This is a genomic window from Desulfatiglans parachlorophenolica (assembly GCF_055394735.1).
On sequence record NZ_AP042460.1, the window covers coordinates 4092236 to 4118060 of the forward strand.

Genomic DNA, 25825 nt, shown 5'->3' on the forward strand with positions numbered 1-25825 from the left:
CTGATGGAATGGTTTGAAAAGGCCGGTAGAGTGGCCGCCCGCGGGCTTTTCTGGATTGCCGGGGCGGCCATTGTGTTCATGATGCTTTTGACGTGCTCAGACGTGGTTCTGCGCTATTTTCGGATGCCTATTCCGGGGACCTATGAGTTGGTTTGCTACCTTGGCGCTCTCGGGGTGGCTTTCGCCATGGCCCACACCTCTGTGGAAAAAGGGCATGTGGCCGTGAGCGTGCTGGTCAGACTTTTGCCCAGGAGGGCACAGGGGATCATTGCTTCCGTCACCGTTTTCTTCAGTCTGATGTTCTTTATCCTGATCAGCTGGCAATCCTGGTCTTACGCTGATCAATTACGCCGTTCCGGGGAGGTTTCCTTGACGCTTCAGCTCCCGTTCCACCCCTTTGTCTACGGCATCGCCTTCGCCGCCGGGGCCGTCTGTCCGGTGCTTCTGGGGGATCTGGCCCGGCAGATCAAAAAGGTTTTCGCTGCATGAGCCTCACGACCATCGGAATCATCGGCCTCTGCCTTCTGGTTGTGCTGCTTTTTTCCCGCATGCCCGTCGGGTTCGTGATGGGCTTCCTCGGTTTGCTCGGGTTCAGCTATGTCGTGAATTTTCAAGCGGGCCTGACCCTCTTGGCGCGGGATGTCTGGGACATCTTTTCTTCTTACAGCCTGACGGTGATTCCGCTTTTCGTGTTCATGGGGCAGCTCGCCTTTCATGCGGGTATCAGCCGCAGGCTCTATGATTCGGCCTATGTCGTCCTGGGGCATCGGCCCGGGGGTTTGGCCATGGCGACGGTCGGTGCGTGTGCCGGGTTTTCCGCGATCTCGGGGTCGACCAACGCGACTGCGGCCACTATGGCCACCGTAACCTTGCCGGAGATGAAACGCTATCACTACGATCTCGGCCTCGCCACAGGGACGGTCGCAGCGGCCGGCAGCCTCGGAATTTTGATTCCCCCGAGCGTGATCTTCATCGTTTACGGGATCATGACCGAGCAGTCGATCGGGAAGCTTTTTGCGGCAGGCATCCTGCCGGGGATTCTCCTGTGCCTTCTGTTCATGCTGGTGATCATGCTCCGGGTGCGCTTTCACCCTGAGCTTGCGCCGCCAGGCCCGAAAAGCACCTTCAAGGAAAAGCTGCACTCCTTTGCCGGGGTAGGCGAGACGTTGTTGATCTTTGCGCTGGTCATGGGCGGGATCTTCTGGGGGATCTTCACGCCGACGGAGGCGGCGGCGATAGGGGCTTTCCTGACCCTGGCGATTTCCATCCTGAGAGGCCAGTTGACCTGGGAGGGTTTTGTCCGGTCCCTCTCCGACACCACGCGCATCAGTTGCATGGTGATGGTGATCGTCATGGGGGCCGTCATTTTCGGGCACTTCATGGCTATCACGAGACTCCCCTACGACCTGGCCAATTGGGTCGGAGCCCTGCCGCTGCCTCGCTACGCCGTCATGCTGGTGATCATCCTGGTCTATCTCATGGGGGGCTGCTTCATGGATTCACTGGCCATGGTGATGCTCACGATTCCCATCTTTTTCCCAGTGGCCCAGAGCCTCGGGTTCGATCCCGTGTGGTTCGGTGTGATCATCGTGCTGGTGACGGAGATGGGTGTGATTACACCGCCGGTCGGGGTGAATGTGTACGTCGTCTATGGGGTCGCCAAGGACGTGCCGCTCGAAACGATCTTCAAGGGGGTGCTCCCGATGCTGGCGGCGCTCCTGATTTGCAACATCCTGCTGATCCTGTTTCCCCAAATCGCTCTTTTCCTGCCGAGCCTGATGCGCTGAGAGAGCATTCCCACAGGGCATCAGGCCCTTTTCCGATTTTTATCCTGCAATGGTTTTTCCTTCACTGGCTGCGTCGCTGATCCCCACCCGGGAGGGGATCTTGAATCCATCCGGACGTTCCCGGAAGGCTCAGACGTTCAGTAAGTACCGCAGCTCTTCCTGGATATACTCCAGCCTCTCGAGGTCTTCCTCGCCGATCTTTCCCTCCAGCTCTCTGGCCTTGAGCCGCTTTTTCACATCCTTGAGTTCGTTTTCGAGATTGATCACCATGTTCAGGGTCTGGGAGGCCACATCCGGAAGCGCCTCCTCTACGGCGGGTTCTTCATAAGTGGCTTCCACCGCTTTGAGGATCAGGCGCTCTTTCCATTTCGGAACATGAACCGGAAAATGCAGCTGCTCCCTGATCTTTTGAGCCAGGGTCTCCGCGGCCTCTGCCTCACCATGGACGACAAATACGCGGGGATTGCTTTCGAAGTGGCCGGCCCATTCGAGCAGATCACCCTGGTCGGCATGGGCCGAAAACCCGCCGATCGTGAAGATTCGGGCCCGCACGGCGACATTTTCCCTGAAGATCTTGACCTGTTTGGCGCCGTCTACGATTTTCCGCCCCGTGCTTCCCTTGGCCTGGTAGCCGACGATCACCAGACTGGCGCCTTCCCGCCAGAGGTTGTGTTTCAGGTGATGCTTGATCCTCCCTGCGGTGCACATTCCGTTTGCGGCGATGACGATGGCCGAACCGCCTTTTTCATTGATCGCGATCGAATCCTTTGTCTGCTGTGTAAAATGAAGGTTGGGCATGTTGAATGGATCGTACCCTTCAGAGACAAGGGCGAGCGCCTCGGCATCATAGTATTTCTTGTTTTTACGAAAGATTTCAGTGGCTTTGATGGCCAGGGGGCTGTCCAGATAAATCGGGATATCCGGCAGCTTTCCCTCGCGCTGAAACTGCCCTAGGACATAGAGGATTTCCTGTGTCCTTTCGACGGCAAAGGCGGGAATGATGATCTTTTCGTTGTGACGGGTGCTGTAGCGGATGGCCTCCAGCAGTTCTTCTTCGCTTTCTTCGAAGGAGCGGTGGCGGCGGTTTCCGTAAGTGGATTCGATGAATAGATAATCCGCATCGAAGATCTCATGGGGATCCTTGACGATCAGCTGATCTTTTTTGCCCAGGTCGCCGGAAAACACGATCTTGATGGTTCGCCCGTTTTCTTCCACCCAGATCTCGAGGATCGAGGATCCGAGGATGTGGCCTGCGTTCCTGAGCCGCGCACGCACCCCGGGCTCGATTTCTACCATCCGGTCCCGCTCGATCGGAGCGAAAAGCTCGAGACTTGCCTCGGCATCCGCCTGGGTATAGAGGGGTTCGATGGGAGCCTGGGATTGCCGTTTGTTCTTGCGGGTCTGCCATTCGGCATCCATCTCCTGAATGTGGGCTGAATCCAGGAGCATGATCTCGCAAAGCTCCGCAGTGGGAGGAGAGGTGATGATCTTGCCCTGAAAACCGTCTTTGACCAGCTTTGGGATGCGGCCGCTGTGATCGATATGGGCGTGGGTCAGAAAGAGGGTGTCGAGGTCTTTCGGGTCGAAGGGCCAAGGCTGCCAGTTGCGGAGTTCGATCTGCTTCCCGCCCTGGAAGAGTCCACAGTCCACCATGAATTTTTTCCCTTGGACGGTTTCGACAAGATAATTGGACCCGGTGACCGATCCTGCACCGCCCAAACAGGTTATTCTGATCATATACCGCTCCTTTCTCTGGAGGCTGCGGGTTTGGCCCTCCCAGCTCAAAATGGATTCAGTGGATAGTGGAAAATTTGCCCTCGATAGTTTTTCACTTCGAGGATGTTCGATCCGCTTTTTTCGATATACTTGGGAAGAAGTGGAATCTTTCCTCCTCCGCCCGGCAGGTCTACGGCAAAATGAGGCACGCACAGACCGGAGGTATGCCCCTGGAGCCTTTTTAGAATTTCGAGGCCCCTGTCAAGCGGGGTCCAGAAATGAGAGGTCCCCCTGGCCAGATCCGCCTGAAAAAGATAATACGGGCGTACACGTATCATCAGGAGCCTCTGCATGAGATCACGCATAGTATCGGGATCGTCATTGACGCCTCTAAGGAGGACGGTCTGGCAACCCAACGGGATGCCGGCATCGGCGAGGCGGTTACAGGCCGCCTCTGCCTCCGGCGTGAGTTCTTCCGGGTGGTTGAAGTGGGTGTTGATGTAGAGAGGGTGAAACTGTTTGAGAAGATCGGTCAGGCCTTGGGTGATCCGGTGCGGCAGGGTGCAAGGGACCCTGCTGCCGATCCGAATGATTTGGACGTGCCCGATCGCCCGCAGGGCTGTCAGGATTTCTCTCAGCCGCTCGTCTGAAAGAAGGAGCGGGTCCCCGCCGGACAGAAGCACATCGCGGATCTCCTCATGCCGGCGGATGTATTTTAAACCGTCCTCGATGGTGGCGTCGGTCACCATCGAGGGTCGGCCGACCTTTCTTTTCCGGTTGCAGAACCGGCAATACATGGCGCAGGCACCCGAGACAAGGAACAGAACCCGGTCCGGATACCGGTGCGTCAGACCGGGTACAGGCGAGGTCTCCTCTTCTGCGAGGGGATCGTCCATGCCGGCATCGAGCCTGATTTCCCGGATATCCGGTATGCACTGCCGGTAGATCGGATCCTCTTTTCGGCGGATCAATCCCAGGTAATATGGGTTGATCCGCATCGGATACCGTTCGGCGACACGCGCGAGTTCCCCGGCGTCGAGGTCGAAACGCTCAGCGATCAGGTCTACATCGGTGATGCTTTCGGCGAGGATCTCCTGCCAGGACAGGCTTAGGGGAACTGGATTCATATACACACAGGGAGCATACCATCGGGATTTCATAGGGCGATCGGTTCCGGCCGCAGGATGCCCCGCTCACTCCCAGCCTTTCAGCGCGGCTCCCGTCTCAGCGGTGATCGAGCCATGGCGCAAAAGAATCCTTCCGGAATCGCAGCTCAGACACTCACCCGGATCACCCTTGGACTACCCGAAGGGTAGGTTTACGGATGAGAGCCGGTTTCCATCCGGAAATGGTCTTTTTTGCCAATTTCGGCGTCAATGTGCACGTTCGCTTGTGCGGCGACCACCAGGTCGCCTCCGCGCAAACGCTTGATTTCCTTGATATTGGCCAAAAACCCTCATTTCCGGATTGGAAACTGAGTTCTATAAGAAAATCATTTCCGGATGGACACAAGCTAACATAGAATACAGCCAGGCGTATTGCAAGTTCTGCTTTTTGGTTGATGAAAGAGGCTGAAAAACATAGCATGGTTACGATCCGGAAAGGCTAGCCTAGTTTCCATCCGGAAATGGTCTTTTTGGCCAATCTCGGCGTCAATCTGCACGTTTGCTTGTGCGGCGACCACCAGGTCGCCTCCGCGCAAGCGCTTGATTTCCTTGATATTGGCCAGACCGGGACCCGCCGCGTAGCGGTGGGACTGAGCGGCGAAGCGGTGAAGAAAAATCCTCATTTCCGGATTGGAAACCGGGTCATGCTGGATAAAGCATTCCCGGATGGAAACTAGCCCCGCACGGACAGGTTTCCGTTTGCAGGGAGCCGAGTGTTTGAATCTTCAGATCCCTGATGAAGGCTGCAAGGGGCTTTTTCGTTTGTTTGCTGATATGCATTCTTTCGATTTTACTTGTTTTTTCTTCAGATGGATGAATTGTCCCTGGATGAGGAACGTGGCGGTGCGCCAGAAGGAGTTCTGCAGAGGAAAGCGATTTGGCATAGGGAGGCGTCATGGAAAAGCACCACAAATTTTCTATCTGGTATGTCCTTTTGGGCATTTGGGTGGTTCTCCTGCTGCAGCAGTACCTGGTCTCCGTTTTTGCCATCAAGGTCATCCCTTACAGTGAGTTTCTGCTGCTATTGAGAGAGAACAAGGTGACCGAAGTGGCTGTAACGGCCAACCAGATCCAGGGTCGGGCCCTGCTGAACGGAGACGGGCAGGGCAAGGGGGAGCCGTTCCGCACGGTCCGAGTGGACCAGGAGCTGTCGGATCTGCTGGCGCAGTACCATGTCACGTTCAAAGGCGAGGTGGAATCGACCTTTTTGCGGGATTTGATGTCCTGGGTCTTCCCGATACTGCTGTTCGTGGGCGTCTGGTATTTCATGATGCGGCGTATGACGGGACAGCAGGCCGGTTTCATGACGCTGGGGAAAAACAAGGCCAAAATTTACATGGAGGATGAACTGAATGTCACCTTCGATGACGTAGCAGGCGTGGACGAGGCCAAGCAGGAACTGGTGGAGGTGATAGAATTCCTTAAAGACCCGCACAAATACACCGAATTGGGTGGAAAGCTGCCAAAAGGGGTGCTTCTGGTAGGGCCGCCGGGTACCGGCAAGACCCTGCTTGCCAAGGCCGTGGCGGGCGAAAGCAAGGTGCCCTTTTTCAGCCTGAGCGGATCCGAGTTTGTCGAGATGTTCGTAGGTTTGGGGGCTGCCCGGGTGCGGGATTTATTTGTTCAGGCCAGACAGAAGGCCCCCTGCATCATCTTTATCGACGAACTGGACGCGCTTGGGAAGGTGCGCGGGTTCGGTGCTGTCGGCGGCCACGACGAGCGGGAGCAGACCCTGAACCAGCTTCTGGTCGAAATGGACGGTTTCGACCCTAAAGTGGGTGTTATCCTGATGGCGGCCACCAACCGGCCTGAAATCCTCGATCCCGCCTTGTTGCGGCCGGGACGTTTCGATCGCCAGATCCTGGTGGACCGCCCGGACAAGAAAGGGCGCGAGGACATCCTGAAGGTTCACCTCAAAGGGATCAAGGCGGCCGAAGATCTCGATGTCGAGCGGCTGGCGGCCATGACGCCGGGGATGGTTGGAGCGGACCTGGCGAATCTCGTGAATGAAGCTGCCATACTCGCCGTGAGGCACAAAAAGAAACAGGTGGACATGTCGGACTTCGAAGAGGCGGTGGAACGGGTCATGGCCGGCCTCGAGAAGAAAAACCGGTTGATCAACAAGAGTGAGAGGGAGATCGTGGCCTATCATGAGCTGGGCCATGCCACGGTGGCACTGTCGCTGCCGGGGACGGATCCTGTGCAGAAGATATCGATTATACCGAGGGGCATCGCGGCGCTTGGCTACACCATGCAGGTTCCGACCGAAGACCGGTTTCTGATGAAGCGTACCGAACTCCTGAATAAGATCGCCGTGCTCCTGGGAGGGCGGGCGGCCGAGGAGATCGTCTTTGGTGATATTTCTACCGGCGCCCATAATGATCTTTCCAAGGCGTCCGATATCGCTCGAAGCATGGTCAAGGAATATGGCATGAGCACCAAGATCGGGCAGGTTTACCTTGCGGGCGAAAAACGGCCCTTGTACCTGGAAACCGGCTTCCGGGGGCAGGAGGAATACAGCGAGGCGACGGCGCAGTTGATTGACGCCGAGGTGCGGGAGATCGTGGAGCAGCAGTATCTAAAGGCCTTGGAGATCCTCAAGAAATGGCGACCTGTGCTGGATCGGGCCGCCAAGTTGCTGTTGGAAAAAGAGAAGATCGACGGAGAGACGCTTAAAAGTCTCATGGCGGAAGCGGGTGCGTGAGGCGGCATCCGATCGATGCCTTGGGCATCCCCTGCGGTTTGGAAGCCGGGGGATCGAGGCTTCGGTCTCCGATGGCTAACGGCTCAGTGCCCTTGCGAGGTCTTGGCCTGCCTCCCGCGCTGCCGAAAGGTATTCAGGGTGTTGAAGAACGTCGCCCTCGAAGTCCAGTCCCCTGAACAAGACCGTCCGATAGAGTTCCATATCCAGGACATCGAAAAAATATTTCACCGTCAGCAAGGGGCCGTCGAAAAGCTTTTTCCCCTGCGTTGCGCCTACAGAGATGAACAGGCCCTTGCGCGTGGCGGTCCACCGGCCCGGAGACACCTTGTCGATCCAGTATTTTTTGACCCAGAGCGATTGGCAGCGGTCAATGAGGCATTTGGCGAGGGCACTCACGCTGTAAAAGAATATAGGCGAGGCGAGCATGAGACCTTGGCTTTCCAGCATCTTGTCGTAGAGGGCTTGAAAATCGTCTTGAATGACGCAGCGCCCGTCTTTCTTGCAGCCGTAAATCTCAAGGCAGGGTGATATCTTGCAATCTCTGAGAATCACCTTTTCAACCTCGGCGCCGTCCGAGACCGCCCCTTCCACCGCGTGGTCGAGGAGGGTGGCGGTGTTTCCTTTTCTTCTGGGGCTTCCGTAAATGGCCAGAATTTTTGCCATGGCAGCCATCCTCTTTTTCGCGGGATATCCCGTTTTGTCTGTGCCTAGGAAGGGCGTGAAAGGGATGATATGACAGGCTGCATTGCTGCAGCGGCCTCCGCCCCTTTTCTAGCGGGACGTCGTGAAAAGATCAAGGCAATTTCTTGTCAGTGGTGACATGATGCAACGTATCGGGGTGAAAGAGGATAAGGATCCGTGTTTGACCGTGGGGGCCGCATGACGGGGGGTGATTTTCAGGAGTGGGGCTATGAGGCGCGGGAATCCGCCGAGGGTCAGTGGACCTTCGCTTTGACGGGCCGCATCGATGCCGGCAATGCAGCGCGGATCCTGTCTGAAATCGGAGGATTGCTGCGGGAAAAGAAACCCCTGCGCCTTGCGATGGATCTGGGCGGCATCCAGTATATGGATGATTTCGGTGTCCTGGTGCTGCTCGAGCTGAAGCGCCAGGCCCCAAGCGGTGAGGGCGCCTTTCGCATCCTCAACCCTGGGCCCAAGATTCAGGAAATCCTCGACATGATGGATTTTGAGGCCTTGGCGACGGAGCACGCCGCTTTGAAGAAGAAGCGCCCTCCGAATGCGCTGGTGCGCTTGGGGGAGGCAGGCATCAGACAGTTTTCCGAAGGCCGCTTTGCCCTTTCTTTCGTCGGAGACGTATGCCTGGCCCTCGGCTATGTTCTTTTGCACCCGCGGAACCTGAGGGGGGAGGACACGATCCAGGCGATGCAGCGCACAGGTGTGGATGCCGTGCCGATTGTCGGGTTGATCAGCCTTCTTATGGGTCTGATCATGGCCTTCATGTCGGCCGTGCAGCTCGAGCAGTTCGGTGCCAACATCTATGTCGCCTCCCTGGTGAGCCTGGCCATGGTGCGTGAACTCGGGCCCATCATGACGGCCATCCTTGTAGCCGGGCGCTCCGGGTCTTCCTATGCAGCCGAGATCGGCACCATGAAGATATCTGAAGAGGTGGATGCACTCTTCAGCATGGGCTTCGACACGACGCGGTTTCTCGTGCTTCCCAAGGTCATAGCCTCCATTTTGGTGGTACCCGTGCTGACTCTGTTTTCAGACCTTTTTGCCATCTTCGGTGGGCTGATTGTCGGGGTGTTCATGCTGAACCTGACGGCCGGCGCCTATATCGATCAGACCATCCGCACCCTGACCCTCTTCGATGTGAGCTGGGGCTTTTTCAAGAGTGCGGTCTTCGGCCTCCTGATCGCCTGGGTAGGTTGTCTGCGGGGGTTTCAGGTCCGGGGCGGGGCAGCGGCGGTTGGTCAGGCCACCACGTCCGCGGTTGTGAGCGGCATCTTTCTCATTATCCTCTTTGACTCCATCTTTGCGGTGATATTGACCTATTGGGGCTGAGCACACATGGCGACAACCGAACCCGTCATCCAGGTAAAAGATCTGACGGCTCGTTATGGCGACGATACGATCCTGGACCATGTATCTTTCGAAGTGCAGGAGGGAGAGATCTTCATAATCCTCGGGGGCAGCGGCTGCGGAAAAAGTACACTGCTCAAGCACGTCATCGGGCTGATGCACCCCTATTCCGGGGAGGTCCTGGTCGAAGGAGAGGATATCGTACAATGCGGCGAGATCCGTTTCCGGGAAATTCTCAAGAAATTCGGGGTGCTTTTTCAGAGTGGGGCCCTCTTTGGTTCCATGACCCTGGCCGAGAACATCCTTCTGCCCGTCGAGGCCAATACGGATCTGCCGAAGGAGGCCATGGAGACCCTGATCAGAATGAAGCTTCGCCTGGTCCATTTGGCAGGCTATGAAAACCACCTTCCTTCGGAACTGAGCGGTGGCATGAAAAAGCGGGCCGCCCTCGCGAGGGCTATGGCCCTGAATCCAAGAATCCTTTTTTTCGATGAGCCGTCTGCGGGTCTCGATCCGGTCAGCGCTGCGGAGCTGGATCAGTTGATCCTCAAGATCAATCGGAGTCTTGGAACGACCATGGTTATCGTCACCCATGATCTGGCAAGCATCTTCGCTGTGGCTCAGAGGGTGATCATGCTGGACAAACGTGCGAAGGGGATCATCGCGGAGGGCGATCCCGTTCATCTTCGGGACCATCATCCCGATCCACTTGTCAGGCAGTTCTTCAACCGTGAAGCTGAGGAGAAAAACGGCTGATGGCATCTCAAAAGACCAAGTTTACGGTCGGGCTTTTTGTTGCCTCTGGAATCGCGATGGTCATTGTAGCGTTTGTCTGGCTGGGGATGAGCCGCGTATTGGAAAAGGGCCGCTACTATGTGACGTATTTCGATGAATCGGTGCAGGGCTTGGGGCGTGATTCACCGGTGAAATACAGGGGGGTTTCCATCGGGAGAGTGGTGGAGATCGATGTGGCGCCCGATTCGAGGCTGATCCAGGTTCTCATGAGCATCGAAACCGGTTTGAGCCTCGATCACGACATGGTGGCGCAGTTGAATCCTGTGGGAATTACAGGGGCCGTGTTTGTCGAGATGAACCGCAAGGACCCCGGGGATGCGGATCTTTCACCCCGCATCGATTTTTCTCCCGAATATCCGGTCGTAGAATCTAAACCCTCCGATATCAGCAAGCTTTTCAGGAGTATTGACGAGATCCTGGGCCAGATGAAGAAACTGGATCTCGAGGCGGTTTCCAACCGCATCGTCAAGACTCTCGATCATGCCAACGATCTGATGGCGGACGCGCACATTCGCGAAATCGCCGCGGAGATCGAATCCTCCCTGAAGGAGGTGAACCGGATGCTGAAAGGCGATCGATGGAAACGGATCGGTGTTTCCCTCGAACAGTCCGCAGCATCGTTCGCGATGCTGCTTGACAAGGGGCACACAACGGTGGAGCAGATGGGGGCGACGCTTGCCCGCGTCGACCGTATCGTCGAGCACAGTGAAGAACCGATCGAGGAAACCGTTCTGGAACTGCGGGCAGCCGTTGACCGCGCCAATGAACTCTTTTCGAAAGGGATCGTGTTGGTGGATGGCGCAGGATCGGGGTTTTCCTATTTGAGAAGCAATTTGTTGACCATCGGCCAGAACTTGGAACATGCCAGTGAAAGTCTGAATATTGTCCTCGAAAACCTGGCCAGCGAGCCGGCCCGCTTCTTGTTGGCCGAACCTCCATCACCCCGGGAGTTGGAGTCGCAGCCTTGAGCGCTTTCCGTCTCCGCTGGGGAGTGCTTTTGCTGAGTATCGCAGGAAAGGAGGGTTTTCGACCCCCTCGAGGTTGTTGCTGACGGGCGTCGTCGCGACGGCGGAAACACTATGCCTGAAGCATTCTGCCGGCCCGACGGGTAAGGTCGATGCGTGTACAGGCTTCTCTAGCCATGCGATGGTTTTTCCTCGTGCGAAAGGAATGGACTGATGCTGAAATTCCGTTACGGTGCTGTTGCTGCGCTGGGAGTGCTCCTTCTTCTTGGGGGCTGCTTGAAGCTTCAGAGACCTGGAAAGCCGGTTCGGTTTTTCACGTTGGAGTATGCAGCGCCGGATCTCCGGCTGAATGAGCCGCTTGGCTCCGTTCTTCAGGTAAACCGCTTCGGGGTCGCACCGACGTACGATACGAGGCGGATGGTTTACCGGGACGGTGATTTCAAGCGTGATGCCTATTTTTACAGCCAATGGCGGGACAATCCAGGAGATTTGGTCTCTTATTTCCTGGCGAGGGATCTCCGGGACTCCGGATATTTCAAAGCGGTTGTCCCGCGCAACAGCCAGGCGGGCGCCACTCACGCCGTGGAAGGCTATGTCGAAGAATTCTTCGAATGGGATTCTGAAGAGCAATGGGAGGCTGTGTTGACGATTTCGGTTACGTTGACGAAGTCCCTGGAGCCGGATGCCAGTCGGAAGGTGATCTCCCAGAAGACCTACAGGGTAAAGGAGGGCTTTCAGGAAAAAACCCCTGCGGGGTTAGCTGCCGCTATGAGCCGCGCTATGCGAACCCTCTCAGGACAGGTGACCGAAGACGTCTACCAGGCCCTTCGCCAAGAGCGAGATCATCGGCGGGAGACTCCTTCTCCTTAGAGCTTTCCGGATTGAGAACTGGGTTGTACCGGATAATTTATCCCCGGATGGAAACCAGGCTGGAACCTTGAGTTCGCGGCCGTTCCCCATGATCCGGGAGGGTTTCGAGCCCCCGGATGCCGGTTGTTCCGTTCGGCTAGAAGGCGAGATCGACTTTGAACGTGAAGCGGCTGTTTCCGGCCGGGTCTTCATCTCCAGGCTCGATCTCCCGGAAGGCGTCTGGTTCGTGTGTGCCAAGGATGGAAAAATTGATCGAGCTGGAATAGCGATAGCGTAAACCAAAGGTGATATCGATCGTGTCCTGGTCTTTGTTCGACAACCATCCGGGCACGGTTTTCTGATGGTCGGCCTTGGCGGAAAGGGCCAATACCCACCGCGAATCCGGCAGCGCTACAAGGGTCTCCAGCCCGAAGGACTGCAGCGATCCCTCTTTTTCTGTTTGAAAGATGTGGCTGCTCACGCGGGTAAAAGACGGAGTGATGTGCAGCCATCCGAACGGGGTGAAATCTGCAAACAGGCGGAAACCGTGACGGGATTCGAAGAACAGGCCTCCATCGGACTGGTCCGGATACAGTGGGTCAGTGCTTTGTCCGCCTTGCACAAAGATCCTGTCCAATGCCGTCATGTGCATGAAGGTATCCAGGTTGAGATTGGCGAAATCCGACAGGGTCCTTCGATAGCCGATCTCGAAGGATGGCGGTGTATCCTCGAAGGGATCGTAAACGGGAGCCGCCTCAGCCCACTGGGGCTTCGAAAGCGTGGAGGTCTCGGGCGAGAGAGAGGTTTCGACGTTCTTCAAACGCTTGGAGGTGATCAGCCTGTTTTTCCAATAGGCCTTGTTCAGGCTGGATATGGTGACGCCTTCCGATCTGCAGGAATGGAGAAATTTCCCGTCTGACAGGTAGATTCCGACGTGATCGATCCTTTTCTTTTTCGGTCCGAAGAACAGCAAGTCGCCCAGGCGGAGTTCGCTCCTGGTGGCCGGGACCTCTTTGAGCCCGTGCAGTCTGCTTTGTTCCCTTGAGTTATGGGGCAGCTCGACCCCGAAGATGCTCGCGTAAACCTTTTTGGTTAGCCCGGAACAATCCATCCCCCTGGGGCTTTCGCCGCCCCAACGATAGGGTATGCCCAGAAATTTTCTCATCTCGCGCTTGATCTTTTCCACGGGTTCCTGAGGAGGTGAAAAGGCGAACGCGGATTCGAACTGCTTGAAGAAGGATGAATCTGTATGAGAGAGGGGCCACTCGGCAGCTGCGCAGTCCGCTGATGGGGCCACGAAAAGCAACGCCGCAACAAGCCACAAAAACGCCCGAAAAGGGAGGCGAAGACAGAATTTCGCCGGATCCGTAAAATTCAATATGGAAGGAGACGTTTCTGGCGGCCTAGGCTGTATTTTTCCAGTCACTCTCAGAATAATTTCCTCGATGCTCTATGGAAACGGGCTGCCTCACTCGTTCGGATCGAGGAGGATGCCGATGCGATACGGTCACCCTGGACCGCCTGGAGCGCGGATTGCCGGTTCAAACAAGGATGGGCGCATAAAGCGATCCCCGGCAAAAGATTATCCTTGGATAGTCTAAAGACTGGGAGCCTGTCAAGTTTTTTCGGCTTGTGGGGGGACGCGAGCGAGGCGGTCGAGACCCTTTCGGTGGCTTCAATCGACGTGCAGCACGACGGCAAAGGCATTGAAAAATGCCCAGGCCGGGTCCCCTTGCCTCAGACCGAGCCGGCTGAAAGCGGTGGTGGTAGTCAGCGCGCAAAGCTCGGTGCCGTCTGGAATCAGCAGCACGCATTCCGTGTTTATGCGGCCTTTTTTTATCCGGCGTACGATGCCGCTGAACCGGTTTTCAGCGCTGCACCGAAGGTCGGCGTTTTCTCTGGAGAGTATGACCCACGGTGCTTTCACTTCGGCGGTGATGAGCCGGCCTTCCCTCAGGCCGAGCCGCTCGAGACTGTCATTCGTAATCACCGCCTTCAGGAGATACCCACCCAGGGTACCCAGTTCCAGCAAGGCCTGTATGTCTCCGCGCAGAATCTTCAAAACTTTGGCATAAAAAGCGTTGCGGGCGCTGGTCTTGCGGGAAGATTCCCTCTGCATGAAAAGTTTCGCCACCTGCTGGATCTCTTCAGCGGAAAAGGAGACGTAGGACAAGGTCAGGTTGGGTGTGGAATGGCCCAGCATCCATTGAACAGCCGTCAAAGGCAGATTGCCTTCCATCAACTCGACAGCCCTCGCCTTGCGGATCATTTCCGGTCCGCCGAGCCTCTGGGGAAACCCGCAGGCGCGGGCTCTTTCGTAGAACTTGCGGCGTACGAATCCGGGGTCGATCCTAAAGCCGGATGCCCCCAGATCTTCAAGTAAGGGATCTCCTATTGCAGAAGCTATCTCACGTGACAGGGTCTCTGAGATGAAAAGTTCTCTGTGCGTGGACTCCGAGCCGCGAAAGCTGACTATATGGCGAGTCGGATCGATATCTTTCGAAAGGTTTAGTGCCAGTACCTCGTTCAGCTTGGCGCCGGCATATCGGATTAGAAGGAAGATCAGCAGGATGCGCCTTCGACTCAGCCGCACATCGGAGCGAGGCGAGGCTTCGGCCCATTCACGAAAAGATCTTTCCAGTCGCTCGAGTTGAAGACTGTTCAGGTATTGCCCCTCATCGGATATCGAAAGGATGCGCGCATGATCCCTCGCCTGAAGCGGAGATGCGCTTGGGTCTATTTTTCGGTGATTTTTTTGGTTCATGATTCACACGGGCGTTGGGGATGGTTTCCTGGTTCCGTTGCCTCCAGAACGTCTTTACCGCATACCACGGGTGGCGTTCAAGCCGCTTTTCGGCCGATAGGGGCCGTATTCACAAATCCTCCAAAAACGCATATCGACCATATCTCAAGCAGAGCAAAGTTTCCAACCCCTTCAACACATGCCACTAACTCGTATCCATCCGGAAATGATTTCCCTATAGAACCCAGTTTCCAATCCGGAAATGATTTCCCTATAGAACCCAGTTTCCAATCCGGAAATGATTTCCCTATAGAACCCAGTTTCCAATCCGGAAATGATTTCCCTATAGAACCCAGTTTCCAATCCGGAAATGAGGATTTTTGGCCAATATCAAGGAAATCAAGCGTTTGCGCGGAGGCGACCTGTAGGTCACCGCACAAGCAAACGTGCAGATTGACGCCGAGATTGGTCAAAAAGACCATTTCCGGATGGAAACTAACTCATGGTTGCCAGGGTGAAGCCCCTGACAGCCTGTTGCATTCCCATCATTGCGATCCGCATGGATCAGCCGACAATGAGACAAGGACCGGCTTCGAAGGGCCGGAAATCAGCACCCGCAGGGTGTGAACGAACCGTGATCCACCCTGAAGCGGTGGGACTGAGGGGCGAAGCCGGCGCGGAAAAGGGTTTTTCCCGCATCAAAACTTGAGTCGCTTCACTGTCTTGATTATACTAACACGAAAATCATAAGTTTCGTGTCTATAATTCCAGAACCGCTCGCGAGGATATTGCCATGATCTTTCCCGTTGCCGGCATCGAAGTGGCCCCATGGATTCCACCCTTGGTTGCGTTTGTGGTGTCTTTTTTCACTTCGATGGGGGGCGTTTCGGGCGCGTTTCTGCTCTTGCCGTTCCAAATGTCTTTCCTTGGTTATACGAACCCGTCGGTCAGTGCCACCAATCAATTGTTCAACATCGTGGCGATCCCGAGTGGGGTCTATCGCTACTGCCGAGAAGGCCGGATGGCCTGGCCGCTCACGTGGGTGATCGTCATCGGGACGCTCCCGGGAGTTTTGCTTGGGGCCCTGATCCGCGTGAACTATCTTCCCGACCCCCGGCACTTCAAGCTTTTCGCCGCGGGTGTTCTCTTATATATCGGGGGCAAGATGCTCCGCGATTTGCTCAAGAGGAGGCCGGAGAAAGGCAACGTTCCTGACAGTGAAAAGACTTTTCGGGAAAGGGTGAGCCGGTCTCGTTTGGTCCCAGGTGTGAAGGAGGTTTCTGTAAAAGGTGATCTCCCACTGCTCGCCGCGACGCGCTTCGACCTGAAATACGTCGGCTATTCCTTCAACGGGGGAATTTTCGAGATCCCCTTTTGGGGCATCTTGTTCTTGAGCCTTCTGGTAGGGATAGTCGGGGGGGTTTACGGGATCGGCGGCGGTGCGATTATCGCTCCTTTTCTCGTAAGTTTTTTCAGGCTGCCGGTATATTCCGTAGCGGGTGCGGCTTTGATGGGTACCTTTGTCACGTCGGTGGCAGGCGTCGCGTTTTATCAGGCGATCGCTCCCTTTTATCCGAAGATGTCCGTTGCGCCGGACTGGCTTCTGGGGCTTCTTTTTGGATTGGGGGGCATGGCAGGGATGTATCTGGGAGCCCGTTGTCAGAAATTTGTCCCTGCCAAGCACATCAAGTGGATGCTCGCCGGGGTGATGATGTTCACTGCGCTGAAATACGTTGTCGACTCATTGGGATAGTGAGCAAAAAGCATGTCATAAACAAAATGGATGCGCCAAAATAAGATAGCGGCGATAACAGCTAGTGTCTATCCGGAAATGATTTCGCGGTAGAACCCAGTTTCGAATCCGGAAATGAGGATTTTTCTTCACACCCTTCGGGTGCTCAGTCCCACCGCTTCGCGGCGGGTCCCAGTTTGGCCAATATCAAGGAAATCAAGCATTTGCGCGGAGGCGACCTGGTGGTCGCCGCACAAGCAAACGGGCAGATTGAGGCCGAGATTGGCCAAAAAGACCATTTCCGGATGGAAACCAGTTAAAGGAGGAAGACCGTACGTATATCCACGATACCAGGTCCTGGCACCGGGAACGAGGTCAAACCGCAATTTCCAGGGTGCTCTCTGAGCATTGGGACTCGCGGCAAACGAATGGGCAGTTTAAAGAGATGGTCTTCCGCGCGCTGTCGCTCAAGCTCGGAGAGAAAGATGCCGTGAATTTCCCCCGGCAGCACGCCGTTTGATCCAGACACTGTGATCGCTAAGAAAATATCTTGAAAACGGAGGAAGCTTACTCCTTTCGACGCTCCAGCTCGTCCAACAGATACAGAGCGCAATAGGCGGCGGTCGGCCCCCCGCCCATGAGGATCGCCACCCCGGCGGCTTCGAGGATTTCTTCCCGGGTGGCTCCCAATTCGAGCGCGCCCTTCACATGCAATCGAAGGCAGGGCTCGCACCGGGTGGCGGCGGATACAGCGATCATCATCAGCTTTTTCGTTTTGGCGCTCAGCACGCCGTCTTCGACAGCGGCTTTATGAAGCAGGCCGAAAGGCTCCATTAGAGATGGACATTCTCGTTGAAGTTCCTGCATGGCGGCTTCGAGTTTCTCGGGCATGGCATGCTCCTTTCTGAAAGGTTCAGTCTTTTGCCGGTAAATGGGCCGGCGGGAAGGATCCGTCTCCAATATAGATTGCACCTGCAATTCAGTCAATCTGAGGCCTCTCTTTTTGAGGACGGATGGCTTTTGCCATGGAGACGTCTCTGGCTCCTCTGATGGGACGCAAATCTTTCTGGCTGGATTGGCCCGATGGCTACAGCAGGGGCAGGCACCAGGCCGCGGGGGAGGATCAAGCGTTGTGCTCCAAGGAGGTCCAGCCTTTGAGGTTGTGGGAGTATCCCGGCTCGGGCGCTTGAGCACCATGACTGGGCTTCGCCTTTCCCGTCCAGGGGTTTTGACGCCCATCGGCTGTGGTCGTGCCAAAAGAAGGTATTTTAGCGCAAGGCGGAATTCCGCTTGACAGCGTACAGGCCTTTTGCTAAGTACCACGAGCGTAACACGGCAATATGAAATTGCCGGCCCCATCCGGGCGACCGGAATTTAAGAGCAGAGGTCATTTGAAGCCACGAAGGCTGTTTTGGGTTGGAATCCAAAGCGCTTTTGTGGCTTTTTTCTTTTTGTGCAAACGAATTAGTCTCTATCCGGAAATGATTTCCCGGTACAACCCAGTTTCCAATCCGGAAATGAGGATTTTTTGTCAATATCAAGGAAATCAAGCGTTTGCGCGGAGGCGACCTGTAGGTCGCCGCACAAGCAAACGTGCAGATTGACGCTGAGATTGGCAAAAAAGACCATTTCCGGATGGAAACGATTTACGATTGGAAAGGGGTGATGCCTCAGCCGCAATACAAAGGACAATCCATAAAAGCAGGAAGGCAGCCCCTGTCCGCCAAGAACCGGGTGGCTGCCTTCCATGGGGTGAAGCCCCGCGGTGTGCGAGAGCCTCGGCCATAGTTCTAAACAGAAATCGTGCGGCCGTCAAGTGCGTCTTTCCGCTTGAAAAGGTTTATCTGTCCTGCGGGGCTTCTCCCTGATCCGAGTCCAAATCACTGATTTTACAGGGAGGATGGTGCTGTGAGGGCAGGAAAAGGAAGATGGTTCCGTTTGATCCTATTTGGTTTACTTCTGTGCTGGCAGGCAGTTACGCAGGCGAGTGCAGCGGAAGAGGAGGAAACCGAGGCTCACGACATAGGTGAGATCACGGTGATGGCGCCTCAGCCGGGCGTCGAGATCACCACGGAAAAGACGATCATCAGCATCGATGAATTCCGGAAGCCCGGAGAGGTGCGTACCCTGACGGATGTGCTGAACGAGATCGGCGGCATCGATGTGCAGCGTATCAACCCGCTCCTGGCCAGTCCGGGTGACGAGGTTTCCATCCGGGGCCTGAACGAGGGCCGGATGGTCATCGAGATCGACGGGCGCCGGATCAATCAGACGGGCCACAACGGCAGGTACATCGTCGACTGGTCCACCATCAATATGGACGACGTCGAGCGGATCGAGATCATCCGGGGCGGCCACTCTGTGCTCCACCCTTTTGCTATCGGCGGGGTGATCAATGTCATCACCAAAAAGGGGAAAAAGACAACGGACCTCAAGCCCGAGGCGAGGGTCGGTGCCGGACTCGGCCGATACGACACCTATAATGTATCTACATCGGTCAATGGAGGGGCAGCCGATTGGGTAGGTTATAATTTTTCGGCGAGCCGGCAGCAGACCGATGGCTATCTCAGAAACAACTTTCAGGACAACCACAGCTACAACGGGCATCTCACCTTTTACATGCCGAAGGATGCCACCCTCGAGTTGGGCGCCAAATATACGGACGTGAACTACGGTTTTCCCGTGATCAACGATCCTTCCCGCCCGGATTACGATCCGGATTACCCCGTTTTTATTCCGTCGGATGCCGACAGCCTGAGGCATTTGCCAACCTCGATCCAATATCCGGACGGCAGAATCCCCCAATGGACCAAACACACCACCTACCTGGATGCTATCTTCCGTATGCCGGTGGGGCCTGGGGAACTGAAGTTTCACGCCTTCAACCAGGAAGGCCGCCGGTGGGTCAGCAGCTATTCGGGGACAAATTTCACGAACGATGTCCAGGTGAACGATCGTACCGAGGGGTATATCTTTCAATATGGCGACGTGAAGCTGGGCGAACATCACCTGGTGACCGCAGGGCTGGAATACCAGGAACTGGGGAGCCCTCCGAGCAACCCTATCATTTACAAGGTCCAGTCAGCCTATGCCCAGGATGTGATCACCCTGGGTGAGAAATGGCGTGTGACCCCGGGGGTGCGCTACTACAATGTAGACATGGATACCTACTACTCCTGGATGGAACAGGGGGTCGACGAACCTGCTTTTCCGACCGATGGAAAACAGCAGACAGAGAGCGGCTTCTACCCCAGTTTAAAGGCGGATTACCAGGCTGCACGAGACACGGCCCTCTATGCCGCCGTGAGCCGATCATACCGCCTGCCGTGCCCGTGAGACTACTACTGGTGGGCGCGGTGCGCCTCACAGGACAACCCGGAGTTGAAACCCGAGTCAGCGTGGGAGTATGAACTCGGTCTCATTCAGGATTTCAAGGCGACGACGGTCAGGGCGGCTGTCTGGTATTACGACATTCAGGACTTCATCAACGACAACGGCATCACCGCTCCGGGAATGGGGCTCGGCAGCAGCTGTCTTTACAACATCGATCACTTCAAGCTCTATGGCGGCGAGTTGGAGGGGGCCGTCCGACTGGGCCCCAGACTGCGTGCAACCCTGGCCTATGTCTACCAGGAGTATGATGTAGAGGAAGACTCGGTCTTTGAAAAGGATTGGACCTATTACCTTCCCGGGCTCCTGCCCAAACACAAGCTCAAACTCCTCGCGCGCTACAATGTCTGGGAGGGCGGCTGGTTCCAGCTGAGTTCACGTTACGTCTACGAGCGCGAGGCCCAGAAAGGCACAATCCTGGATGACTACATCACCCTGGATCTCGGGCTGGAGCAGACCTTCCGTTTTCAGGGCATGGAGTATACCGCCAGTTTCTTCATGGGCAACGTAACCGGCACGGACTATCAGGAGCAGTCGGGCTATACCATGCCGAAGTATGTTTGGGGCATGCAGCTTGGGGCGCGTTTCTGATGTTCGCGCCCCGCGATAACCCTGGCAAAGCCGGGGAGTGGAGGAATGTCTTGACCGACGCCTCACCCAAGGAACGGGGGTCCGGGCGGTTGTACGTGATCAGCACGGGGCCGGCCGGTCCCCGTACCTCCACCCTGCAGGCGCTGGAGGCGCTCGAGCGCATGCAGGTGCTGGCGGCCCCGGAGCAGCAGGTTGGGCTCTTTTCCGATTACATCGCCGGGAAGCCCGTGCTTTTCGACCCCTGGAAGGGGCTGTTCGATTTCAAAGGGAAGCGGATCTGGGATCTCAGCGAGGCGGAGAGAAAGTGTTTTCAGGACGAGCGTTTCCGCGTGCGCGATGAACGCGTCGGCCTGATCCGGGAGGTTCTTGCCGCCGGGAAGGACTTCGGTCTGCTCGATACAGGCAATCCCTGTCTTTTCGGCCCCGGTCACTGGTACAAAGAGCCGTTCGACGCAGATGAGGTGGTCATCATCCCGGGTATGGGCTGTGACGCCGCTGCGATGGCTGCTCTTGGGCAAAGCACGATCCCTGCGAACGACGCCCGTTACCTGGTGCAGACCTCCCCCTACAGCCTGACGGTCGATGGGCGGCTGGATCGCGCCGCGTTGGAAGATATCGCGCGCCATGCCTGCACGCTGGTCCTCTACATGGCCCTGCGCGACACAGAGCGCGTCTTCGAGGCCCTGACGCAGATCATGCCGGGGGATATGCCCTGTGCCGTTGTCTACTGGGCGGGCTATCCTGAGCGCCAGCGCGTGGTCCGTGGTCGGCTGGACTGCATGCCGGCCGACCTTTCCAGGGAGGAAGAAGACTTTATGGGCCTGTTGTTCATCGGACGGTTCCTGGAGGGCAAACCCTACGAAGCGAGCCTCAAAAGACTCCGCTGCGCCAGCGGGGCGGCTGCGGAGGCAGGCCCGGCCGATGAATAGGGGCTGGGAACGTCCCGGCGGTGCAGGCGCCGCGGAGCGCAACAGGTATCTCATTCTCCTGGTTCTTCTGGTGCTGCTGGCAGGGTCGGCGGTCCTGGGCATGACCGTCGGGGCCTATGACATCGGACCCGGCGAGGTATTCAGGGCCTTGTTCGGCCGGTTTTTCCCGGGCCTGGACGACGGCGGCATCAGCCCGCTGCATCGGACGGTCATCTGGAATCTCCGGCTGCCGCGGGTCTTGCTGAATGTCGGTGTCGGGGTGGCCCTGGCCTCGGCCGGGGCGGTCTTTCAGGGGTGTTTCCGGAATCCGCTGGTCGAACCCTACATCCTGGGGGTGTCCTCCGGGGCCGCCTTCGGGGCGGCGCTGGGGATCGTGTTCCCGCGTTTCGCCCTTTCCATTCAGGGCCTGGCCTTCGTCTTCAGCGCCCTGGCGGTCTGCGGCGCCTATGGCCTGGGACGCGTCCGCAACGAGACCTCCGTGGTCGGTCTGGTCCTGGCCGGGGTGATCATCGGGTCGGTGTTTTCATCTCTCGTGGGCGTCCTCAAGTATATGGCCCATGATGCGGCCCTCCGGGAGATCGTTTTCTGGCTCATGGGCGGCTTCTATTACGCCGGGTGGCGGGATGTGCAGATCGTCGCGCCGGTGGTGCTGGTCAGTTTTGCCGGGATGTGGCTGCATGCCTGGAAGTTGAACGTCCTCTCCATGGGCGACGAGGAGGCCCGCGCCATGGGCGTGCACCCTGAGCGCTACAAAGGTCTGTTCATCGCCCTCGCCACGCTCGCAACGGCGGTATCCGTCGCATCGGTGGGGGTCATCGCCTGGGTCGGCCTCATGATGCCGCATGCCACCCGGCTCATGGTAGGCCCGGACCATCGGTATCTCCTTCCCGCGGCGGCCCTGCTGGGGGCCATCTATCTGGTGGTGTGCGACACCCTGGCGCGGACGCTGACCTCCGCCGAGATCCCGATCGGGATCCTGACGTCGCTGCTTGGGGCGCCCTACCTCTTCTATCTGCTTCGGAGCAGGGGGAGGATGGTTTTTGGTTAGCCTTTTTCCGTCCCGAAAGGGTTTGCTGTCCCGATCCCCGTGTCGATCGGCGGCCTTCCCCCGAATCTCCTGCTTTACGGCAGGCCGATGAAACACAGGTCCCCTTGCCGCGGGGGCGCAGCGCGGCGAAGCCGCTGAATGAGTGAGTCTCGGGGCTGGAACCCTGCCGGGTCGCGGGACGTGCGCCACGAGGGCCGACCGTCGAGGGCGGGGGCGTTGCCTCGGCCGAAGCAAGAGGTGGGATTATGCTGAAAGTGGAACAGGTGCGTTTTCGATATCATCGCATGCCGGTCCTGAACGGGATCACGCTTCAGGTCGGGCACGGCGAGCTGTGCGGACTCTTCGGCCCGAACGGCTGCGGCAAGACGACGCTTTTCAAATGCTGCCTCGGGTTTCTGCGGCCGCAAGGCGGGCGGATATGCCTGGCCGGGAGCGATATCAGGGAGCTCAAGGTACGTGAGATGGCGAAGCTGGCTGCCTACGTGCCGCAGGACCACAAACCTCCGTTTCCCTATCGTGTAGCGGAGGTTGTCCTGATGGGGCGGACGCCGCACCTTGGGGGGATGTTCGGCATCGACCGGGACAATCACAAAAAGGCCGTAAAGGCCATGGAACTCCTCGACATCGGCGAATGGGCCGACCAACCCTACAACGCCCTTTCCGGGGGGCAGCGGCAGTTGGTCCTCATTGCCAGGGCCATCGCCCAGGAGGCCAGGGTGATTTTCCTCGACGAGCCGACCTCCGCCCTCGACTTCAACAACCAGGTGAAGATCTGGGGGGTCCTCCGCAGTGTGGCTGCGCGGGGTATCACAGTCCTGGCCTGCTGCCATGATCCGAACCATGTGTCCTGGTTCTGTGACCGAGTGGTGGTGATGGACCAGAGCGGAGTCATCGCCGACGGGCCTCCGGCCAGGGTGATGACCCAGGAGACCCTGGACCGCATTTACGAGGGCACCTGTTCGGTGCACCGTGTCGGGACCGTGCGCATGGTGCTGCCGAGCGGCCTCGCGGGAAGGGAAGGCATGGATCGGGAAGGCCTTTATGACCTGGATGCCGCCTCCCAGGGGATTGATCGGAGGCGGTTGACGCGACGCTCGATCGACGGGCCCTCCGCGGCCGATCGAAAACATGTTCAGGGGAGTTTGTATCCGGAAATAGTGGCAGGGCGGGGGCGGGTTTCCAATCTATAATGGGGGATCCTCTTCGCAGGCTGTGTCTGCCAGGCCTTCTCGCTGCAGGTGCGGACCTGGCTCCGCCGAGATTCTTGAAGCTGAGCGTTGATCCTGAAACGGAGCGTCTATGCGGAGGAGGGCCGCAGATCGCTGCATAAACAGGGGTGCAGATCCATGACCGGATGAAGCGGGGTAGCTATTCAAAATGAAGAGGAAGGGGAAGACATGAAGGCATCGAGGCTCCAAGTTCTCATAAAATCCGTTCTTGGAAGAGGCGGCCGCCGATTCCCGCGACTCTGGCGGCGGAGCGGCGGTGGAATGCTCTTTGCGGCAGCCGTCTGCGCCATGATGCAGCTGCTCGGCGGCGTTCCGGCCCATGGGGCGCAGGGTCGGCGTATGGTAGTGGATCACCGGGGCGTGATGGTCCATTTCCCGGAAAGGATCGAGCGGGTGGTCACCATCGACGATGGCCTCGTTGCCGGTGTCATGACGGTGCTCGGCGTGGCGGACAGGATTGTGGGACTCGGGTCGAGTTGCATTCCGAAACACTGGGAATTCGATTATCCTGCGGCCGACGGGGGCTCCTTCCATTTCCGCGGCGGGATGAACCTACTGAGCTGTTTGAATCCCGGTTTTCTGAATCTGCCGCTGGTGGCCCAGAGCGGCACGGGCATCAACTACGAAGCGCTGGCTGCCCTCCGGCCGGACCTCGTTTTGCTGCGGGTCGGCGATTGCACGATTGGAGCGCGTGACGAAAAGGCCGAGAAGACGATCCATGTGATCGAGTCGTTGGGCATCCCTCTCATTGTCCTCTTTGCGCCGAATACGTTCGAGCAGCCGGATCTGCGCACGCTATCGGAAGAGATCCGTATCATAGCCCGGGCATTCGGTAAAGGGCCCGAGGGTGAGCGCTTGGCGGCCGTCCTCGAGCACGAGGTCGAACAGGTGCGCCGGCGTACGGAAGGGATTCCGGAGGCCGAGCGGCCCAGTGTGCTTCTTTTCGGCCTCTCGCCAAAAGCGCGGGATGCCGGCGGGGCCGGCAATGTACGCGGCCTTGGGACGATCGATTCGCTCCTCCTCGAGGCATACGCAGGGGCGAAGAATGCCTTCAGAGAGAAGGGGGCCTGGTATGTCCTCAGCACCGAACAGGTGCTGGCGCTCGACCCTGAGGTGATCGTGCTCATCACCGCCTACGGCTATCATCCACCGCAGGAACTCTATGATGCCCCGTATTACCGGCATCTGAAGGACTTGAAAGCGGTCAAAAACCGCCGGGTCCTGGCCCTGCCCTGGACCCCGTGCAACTGTGACAAGCGGCTCGAATATCCGATCGACGTCATGGTCATGGCCAAGGCGGCCTATCCCGAACGGTTCGAGGAGGTGGATCTTGCCGAGTGGATCCTGGATTTTTATCAGAAGGTGTACGGGGTGGACCGGGAGACGGCCAAGGGCCTGCGCGCCTGCCAGTGGATGGAATGGACGGAGGAAAGATGAGTTCGAAGAAGCAGGACGCGGCCTATGAGGAACGCCGCGCCTTTTTCGATGAGAGGGCCCCCAGGTGGATGGACACCTTTTACCGGGATCCTGCGACCGGCAGGCTCGATCGACATCGCGATCAATTTACGCGGCTTTTTCAAGAGATCCCGATCCGGCAAGGGAATCGTGTGTTGGATGTCGGGTGCGGCCCCGGGGTGCTGGTGCCGCATCTGCTCGAGCGGGTGGGAGCCGACGGCCTGGTCTTCGAACTCGACTACGCCCCGCGCATGATCGCGGTCAACCGGGAGCTTCACCGGGACCCGCGGGTACGGTTCATCGTGGCCGACGTGAAGGACATCCCGCTCGAGGACGCTGCCTGTGATGTCGTCATCTGCTATGCCTGTTTCCCGCATTTCGACGACAAACCGCTGGCCTTGGCGGCCCTCTCCCGGGTTCTCAAAGAGGGCGGAAGCTTGTCGGTGGCACACTTTCATTCATCCCGCGAGATCAACGACCACCACCGCAAGGCGGGGACGCCGGTCATGCATGACCGCCTGCCCGAGGCCGGCGCGATGCGGAGCATGTTCGGGGAGGCCGGGCTCGCGGTCCGCCGCTCGATCGACGAGCCCGGGTTTTACCTCCGCGAGGCCCTCAAGACCCCCGTTTCCTCTTGAATGATCGATTCCGCGAGGTTTCAGGATCGCAGGGTCCTGTCCTTG

General features: G+C 57.6%; 26 protein-coding genes. 17 read left to right on the forward strand and 9 right to left on the reverse strand.

What is annotated here, in order from left to right; genetic code table 11:
* Positions 1-3: 3 nt before the first annotated feature.
* Both ACZ500_RS19075 and ACZ500_RS19080 read left to right on the forward strand, forming a co-directional pair.
* Positions 4-489, forward strand: coding sequence for a TRAP transporter small permease (locus ACZ500_RS19075; RefSeq protein ID WP_464229034.1), 486 nt, complete (start codon positions 4-6; stop codon positions 487-489).
* On the forward strand, positions 486-1787 hold the full coding sequence (locus ACZ500_RS19080; RefSeq protein WP_464229035.1) for a TRAP transporter large permease: 1302 nt from the start codon (positions 486-488) through the stop codon (positions 1785-1787). Before ACZ500_RS19075 ends, ACZ500_RS19080 begins: the two co-directional genes overlap by 4 nt.
* Before the next feature lie 129 nt (positions 1788-1916).
* Here ACZ500_RS19080 and ACZ500_RS19085 read toward each other — a convergent pair whose 3' ends face one another.
* Complete coding sequence (locus tag ACZ500_RS19085; protein ID WP_464229036.1) at positions 1917-3524, reverse strand: MBL fold metallo-hydrolase RNA specificity domain-containing protein; 1608 nt, start codon at positions 3522-3524, stop codon at positions 1917-1919.
* A gap of 44 nt (positions 3525-3568) precedes the next feature.
* Entirely contained in the window at positions 3569-4630 is a 1062-nt protein-coding gene (locus ACZ500_RS19090) for a KamA family radical SAM protein (RefSeq protein WP_464229037.1), read from the reverse strand.
* A gap of 221 nt (positions 4631-4851) precedes the next feature.
* Here ACZ500_RS19090 and ACZ500_RS19095 point away from each other — a divergent pair, with 221 nt between their 5' ends.
* The 3 genes from ACZ500_RS19095 to ftsH all read left to right on the forward strand — a co-directional run bounded on the left by ACZ500_RS19095 (position 4852) and on the right by ftsH (position 7373).
* Positions 4852-5025 carry a hypothetical protein gene (locus ACZ500_RS19095; protein WP_464229038.1) on the forward strand — a complete coding sequence of 58 codons (174 nt, stop codon included), beginning with the start codon at positions 4852-4854 and terminating at the stop codon, positions 5023-5025.
* 105 nt (positions 5026-5130) lie between these two features.
* Entirely contained in the window at positions 5131-5346 is a 216-nt protein-coding gene (locus ACZ500_RS19100) for a hypothetical protein (RefSeq protein WP_464229039.1), read from the forward strand.
* Positions 5347-5564: 218 nt separating this feature from the next.
* On the forward strand, positions 5565-7373 hold the full coding sequence (ftsH, locus tag ACZ500_RS19105) for an ATP-dependent zinc metalloprotease FtsH (RefSeq protein WP_464229040.1): 1809 nt from the start codon (positions 5565-5567) through the stop codon (positions 7371-7373).
* Between the two features lie 75 nt (positions 7374-7448).
* On the opposite strand, the gene ACZ500_RS19110 is transcribed toward ftsH, so the two are convergent.
* Complete coding sequence (locus tag ACZ500_RS19110; RefSeq protein ID WP_464229041.1) at positions 7449-8036, reverse strand: flavodoxin family protein; 588 nt, start codon at positions 8034-8036, stop codon at positions 7449-7451.
* A 195-nt stretch (positions 8037-8231) separates the two neighbouring features.
* Between ACZ500_RS19110 and ACZ500_RS19115 the strand changes: the two genes are divergently transcribed.
* The 4 genes from ACZ500_RS19115 (at position 8232) to ACZ500_RS19130 (ending at position 12046) form a co-directional block, all read left to right on the forward strand.
* Entirely contained in the window at positions 8232-9398 is a 1167-nt protein-coding gene (locus ACZ500_RS19115) for an MlaE family lipid ABC transporter permease subunit (protein ID WP_464229042.1), read from the forward strand.
* A gap of 6 nt (positions 9399-9404) precedes the next feature.
* Positions 9405-10172, forward strand: a complete 768-nt coding sequence (locus tag ACZ500_RS19120; RefSeq protein ID WP_464229043.1) for an ABC transporter ATP-binding protein — start codon at positions 9405-9407, stop codon at positions 10170-10172.
* Positions 10172-11179 (forward strand): MlaD family protein, encoded by a 1008-nt coding sequence (locus tag ACZ500_RS19125; protein ID WP_464229044.1) that lies wholly within the window; start codon positions 10172-10174, stop codon positions 11177-11179. Before ACZ500_RS19120 ends, ACZ500_RS19125 begins: the two co-directional genes overlap by 1 nt.
* Positions 11180-11389: 210 nt before the next feature.
* Positions 11390-12046, forward strand: a complete 657-nt coding sequence (locus ACZ500_RS19130; protein ID WP_464229045.1) for an ABC-type transport auxiliary lipoprotein family protein — start codon at positions 11390-11392, stop codon at positions 12044-12046.
* A 136-nt stretch (positions 12047-12182) separates the two neighbouring features.
* Here the strand turns inward: ACZ500_RS19130 and ACZ500_RS19135 are convergent, their stop codons facing one another.
* From ACZ500_RS19135 to ACZ500_RS19145, 3 genes are all read right to left on the reverse strand, one after another.
* The gene (locus ACZ500_RS19135) at positions 12183-13211 is read right to left on the reverse strand and encodes a C40 family peptidase (protein WP_464229046.1); all 1029 of its coding nucleotides are present in this window, start codon (positions 13209-13211) and stop codon (positions 12183-12185) included.
* Positions 13212-13700: 489 nt separating this feature from the next.
* Positions 13701-14789, reverse strand: a complete 1089-nt coding sequence (locus ACZ500_RS19140) for a TOBE domain-containing protein (protein WP_464229047.1) — start codon at positions 14787-14789, stop codon at positions 13701-13703.
* 77 nt (positions 14790-14866) lie between these two features.
* A complete protein-coding gene (locus tag ACZ500_RS19145) occupies positions 14867-15250 on the reverse strand; it encodes a hypothetical protein (protein WP_464229048.1) in 384 nt (127 codons plus the stop codon).
* A gap of 311 nt (positions 15251-15561) precedes the next feature.
* On the opposite strand from ACZ500_RS19145, the gene ACZ500_RS19150 reads away from it, so the two are divergent.
* Positions 15562-16521 (forward strand): sulfite exporter TauE/SafE family protein, encoded by a 960-nt coding sequence (locus ACZ500_RS19150; protein ID WP_464229049.1) that lies wholly within the window; start codon positions 15562-15564, stop codon positions 16519-16521.
* Between the two features lie 128 nt (positions 16522-16649).
* On the opposite strand, the gene ACZ500_RS19155 is transcribed toward ACZ500_RS19150, so the two are convergent.
* Entirely contained in the window at positions 16650-16799 is a 150-nt protein-coding gene (locus ACZ500_RS19155; RefSeq protein ID WP_464229050.1) for a hypothetical protein, read from the reverse strand.
* Positions 16800-17067: 268 nt separating this feature from the next.
* Positions 17068-17391 carry a carboxymuconolactone decarboxylase family protein gene (locus ACZ500_RS19160; RefSeq protein ID WP_464229051.1) on the reverse strand — a complete coding sequence of 108 codons (324 nt, stop codon included), beginning with the start codon at positions 17389-17391 and terminating at the stop codon, positions 17068-17070.
* Positions 17392-17525: 134 nt separating this feature from the next.
* Between ACZ500_RS19160 and ACZ500_RS19165 the strand changes: the two genes are divergently transcribed.
* Positions 17526-17690, forward strand: coding sequence for a hypothetical protein (locus ACZ500_RS19165; RefSeq protein ID WP_464229052.1), 165 nt, complete (start codon positions 17526-17528; stop codon positions 17688-17690).
* Between the two features lie 274 nt (positions 17691-17964).
* On the opposite strand, the gene ACZ500_RS19170 is transcribed toward ACZ500_RS19165, so the two are convergent.
* Entirely contained in the window at positions 17965-18129 is a 165-nt protein-coding gene (locus ACZ500_RS19170; RefSeq protein ID WP_464229053.1) for a hypothetical protein, read from the reverse strand.
* Positions 18130-18408: 279 nt separating this feature from the next.
* Between ACZ500_RS19170 and ACZ500_RS19175 the strand changes: the two genes are divergently transcribed.
* The 6 genes from ACZ500_RS19175 (at position 18409) to ACZ500_RS19200 (ending at position 25780) form a co-directional block, all read left to right on the forward strand.
* Positions 18409-20481: a TonB-dependent receptor, PCPU motif-type gene (locus ACZ500_RS19175; RefSeq protein WP_464229054.1), complete on the forward strand. Its 2073-nt coding sequence runs from the start codon at positions 18409-18411 to the stop codon at positions 20479-20481.
* Between the two features lie 50 nt (positions 20482-20531).
* The gene (locus ACZ500_RS19180) at positions 20532-21410 is read left to right on the forward strand and encodes an SAM-dependent methyltransferase (protein WP_464229055.1); all 879 of its coding nucleotides are present in this window, start codon (positions 20532-20534) and stop codon (positions 21408-21410) included.
* Positions 21403-22458: a FecCD family ABC transporter permease gene (locus ACZ500_RS19185; RefSeq protein ID WP_464229056.1), complete on the forward strand. Its 1056-nt coding sequence runs from the start codon at positions 21403-21405 to the stop codon at positions 22456-22458. The genes ACZ500_RS19180 and ACZ500_RS19185 overlap by 8 nt, the downstream gene beginning before the upstream one ends.
* Before the next feature lie 245 nt (positions 22459-22703).
* Positions 22704-23648 carry an ABC transporter ATP-binding protein gene (locus tag ACZ500_RS19190; protein ID WP_464229057.1) on the forward strand — a complete coding sequence of 315 codons (945 nt, stop codon included), beginning with the start codon at positions 22704-22706 and terminating at the stop codon, positions 23646-23648.
* A gap of 300 nt (positions 23649-23948) precedes the next feature.
* On the forward strand, positions 23949-25124 hold the full coding sequence (locus tag ACZ500_RS19195) for an ABC transporter substrate-binding protein (protein ID WP_464229058.1): 1176 nt from the start codon (positions 23949-23951) through the stop codon (positions 25122-25124).
* Positions 25121-25780 carry a class I SAM-dependent methyltransferase gene (locus tag ACZ500_RS19200; protein ID WP_464229059.1) on the forward strand — a complete coding sequence of 220 codons (660 nt, stop codon included), beginning with the start codon at positions 25121-25123 and terminating at the stop codon, positions 25778-25780. Before ACZ500_RS19195 ends, ACZ500_RS19200 begins: the two co-directional genes overlap by 4 nt.
* Positions 25781-25825 lie beyond the last annotated feature (45 nt).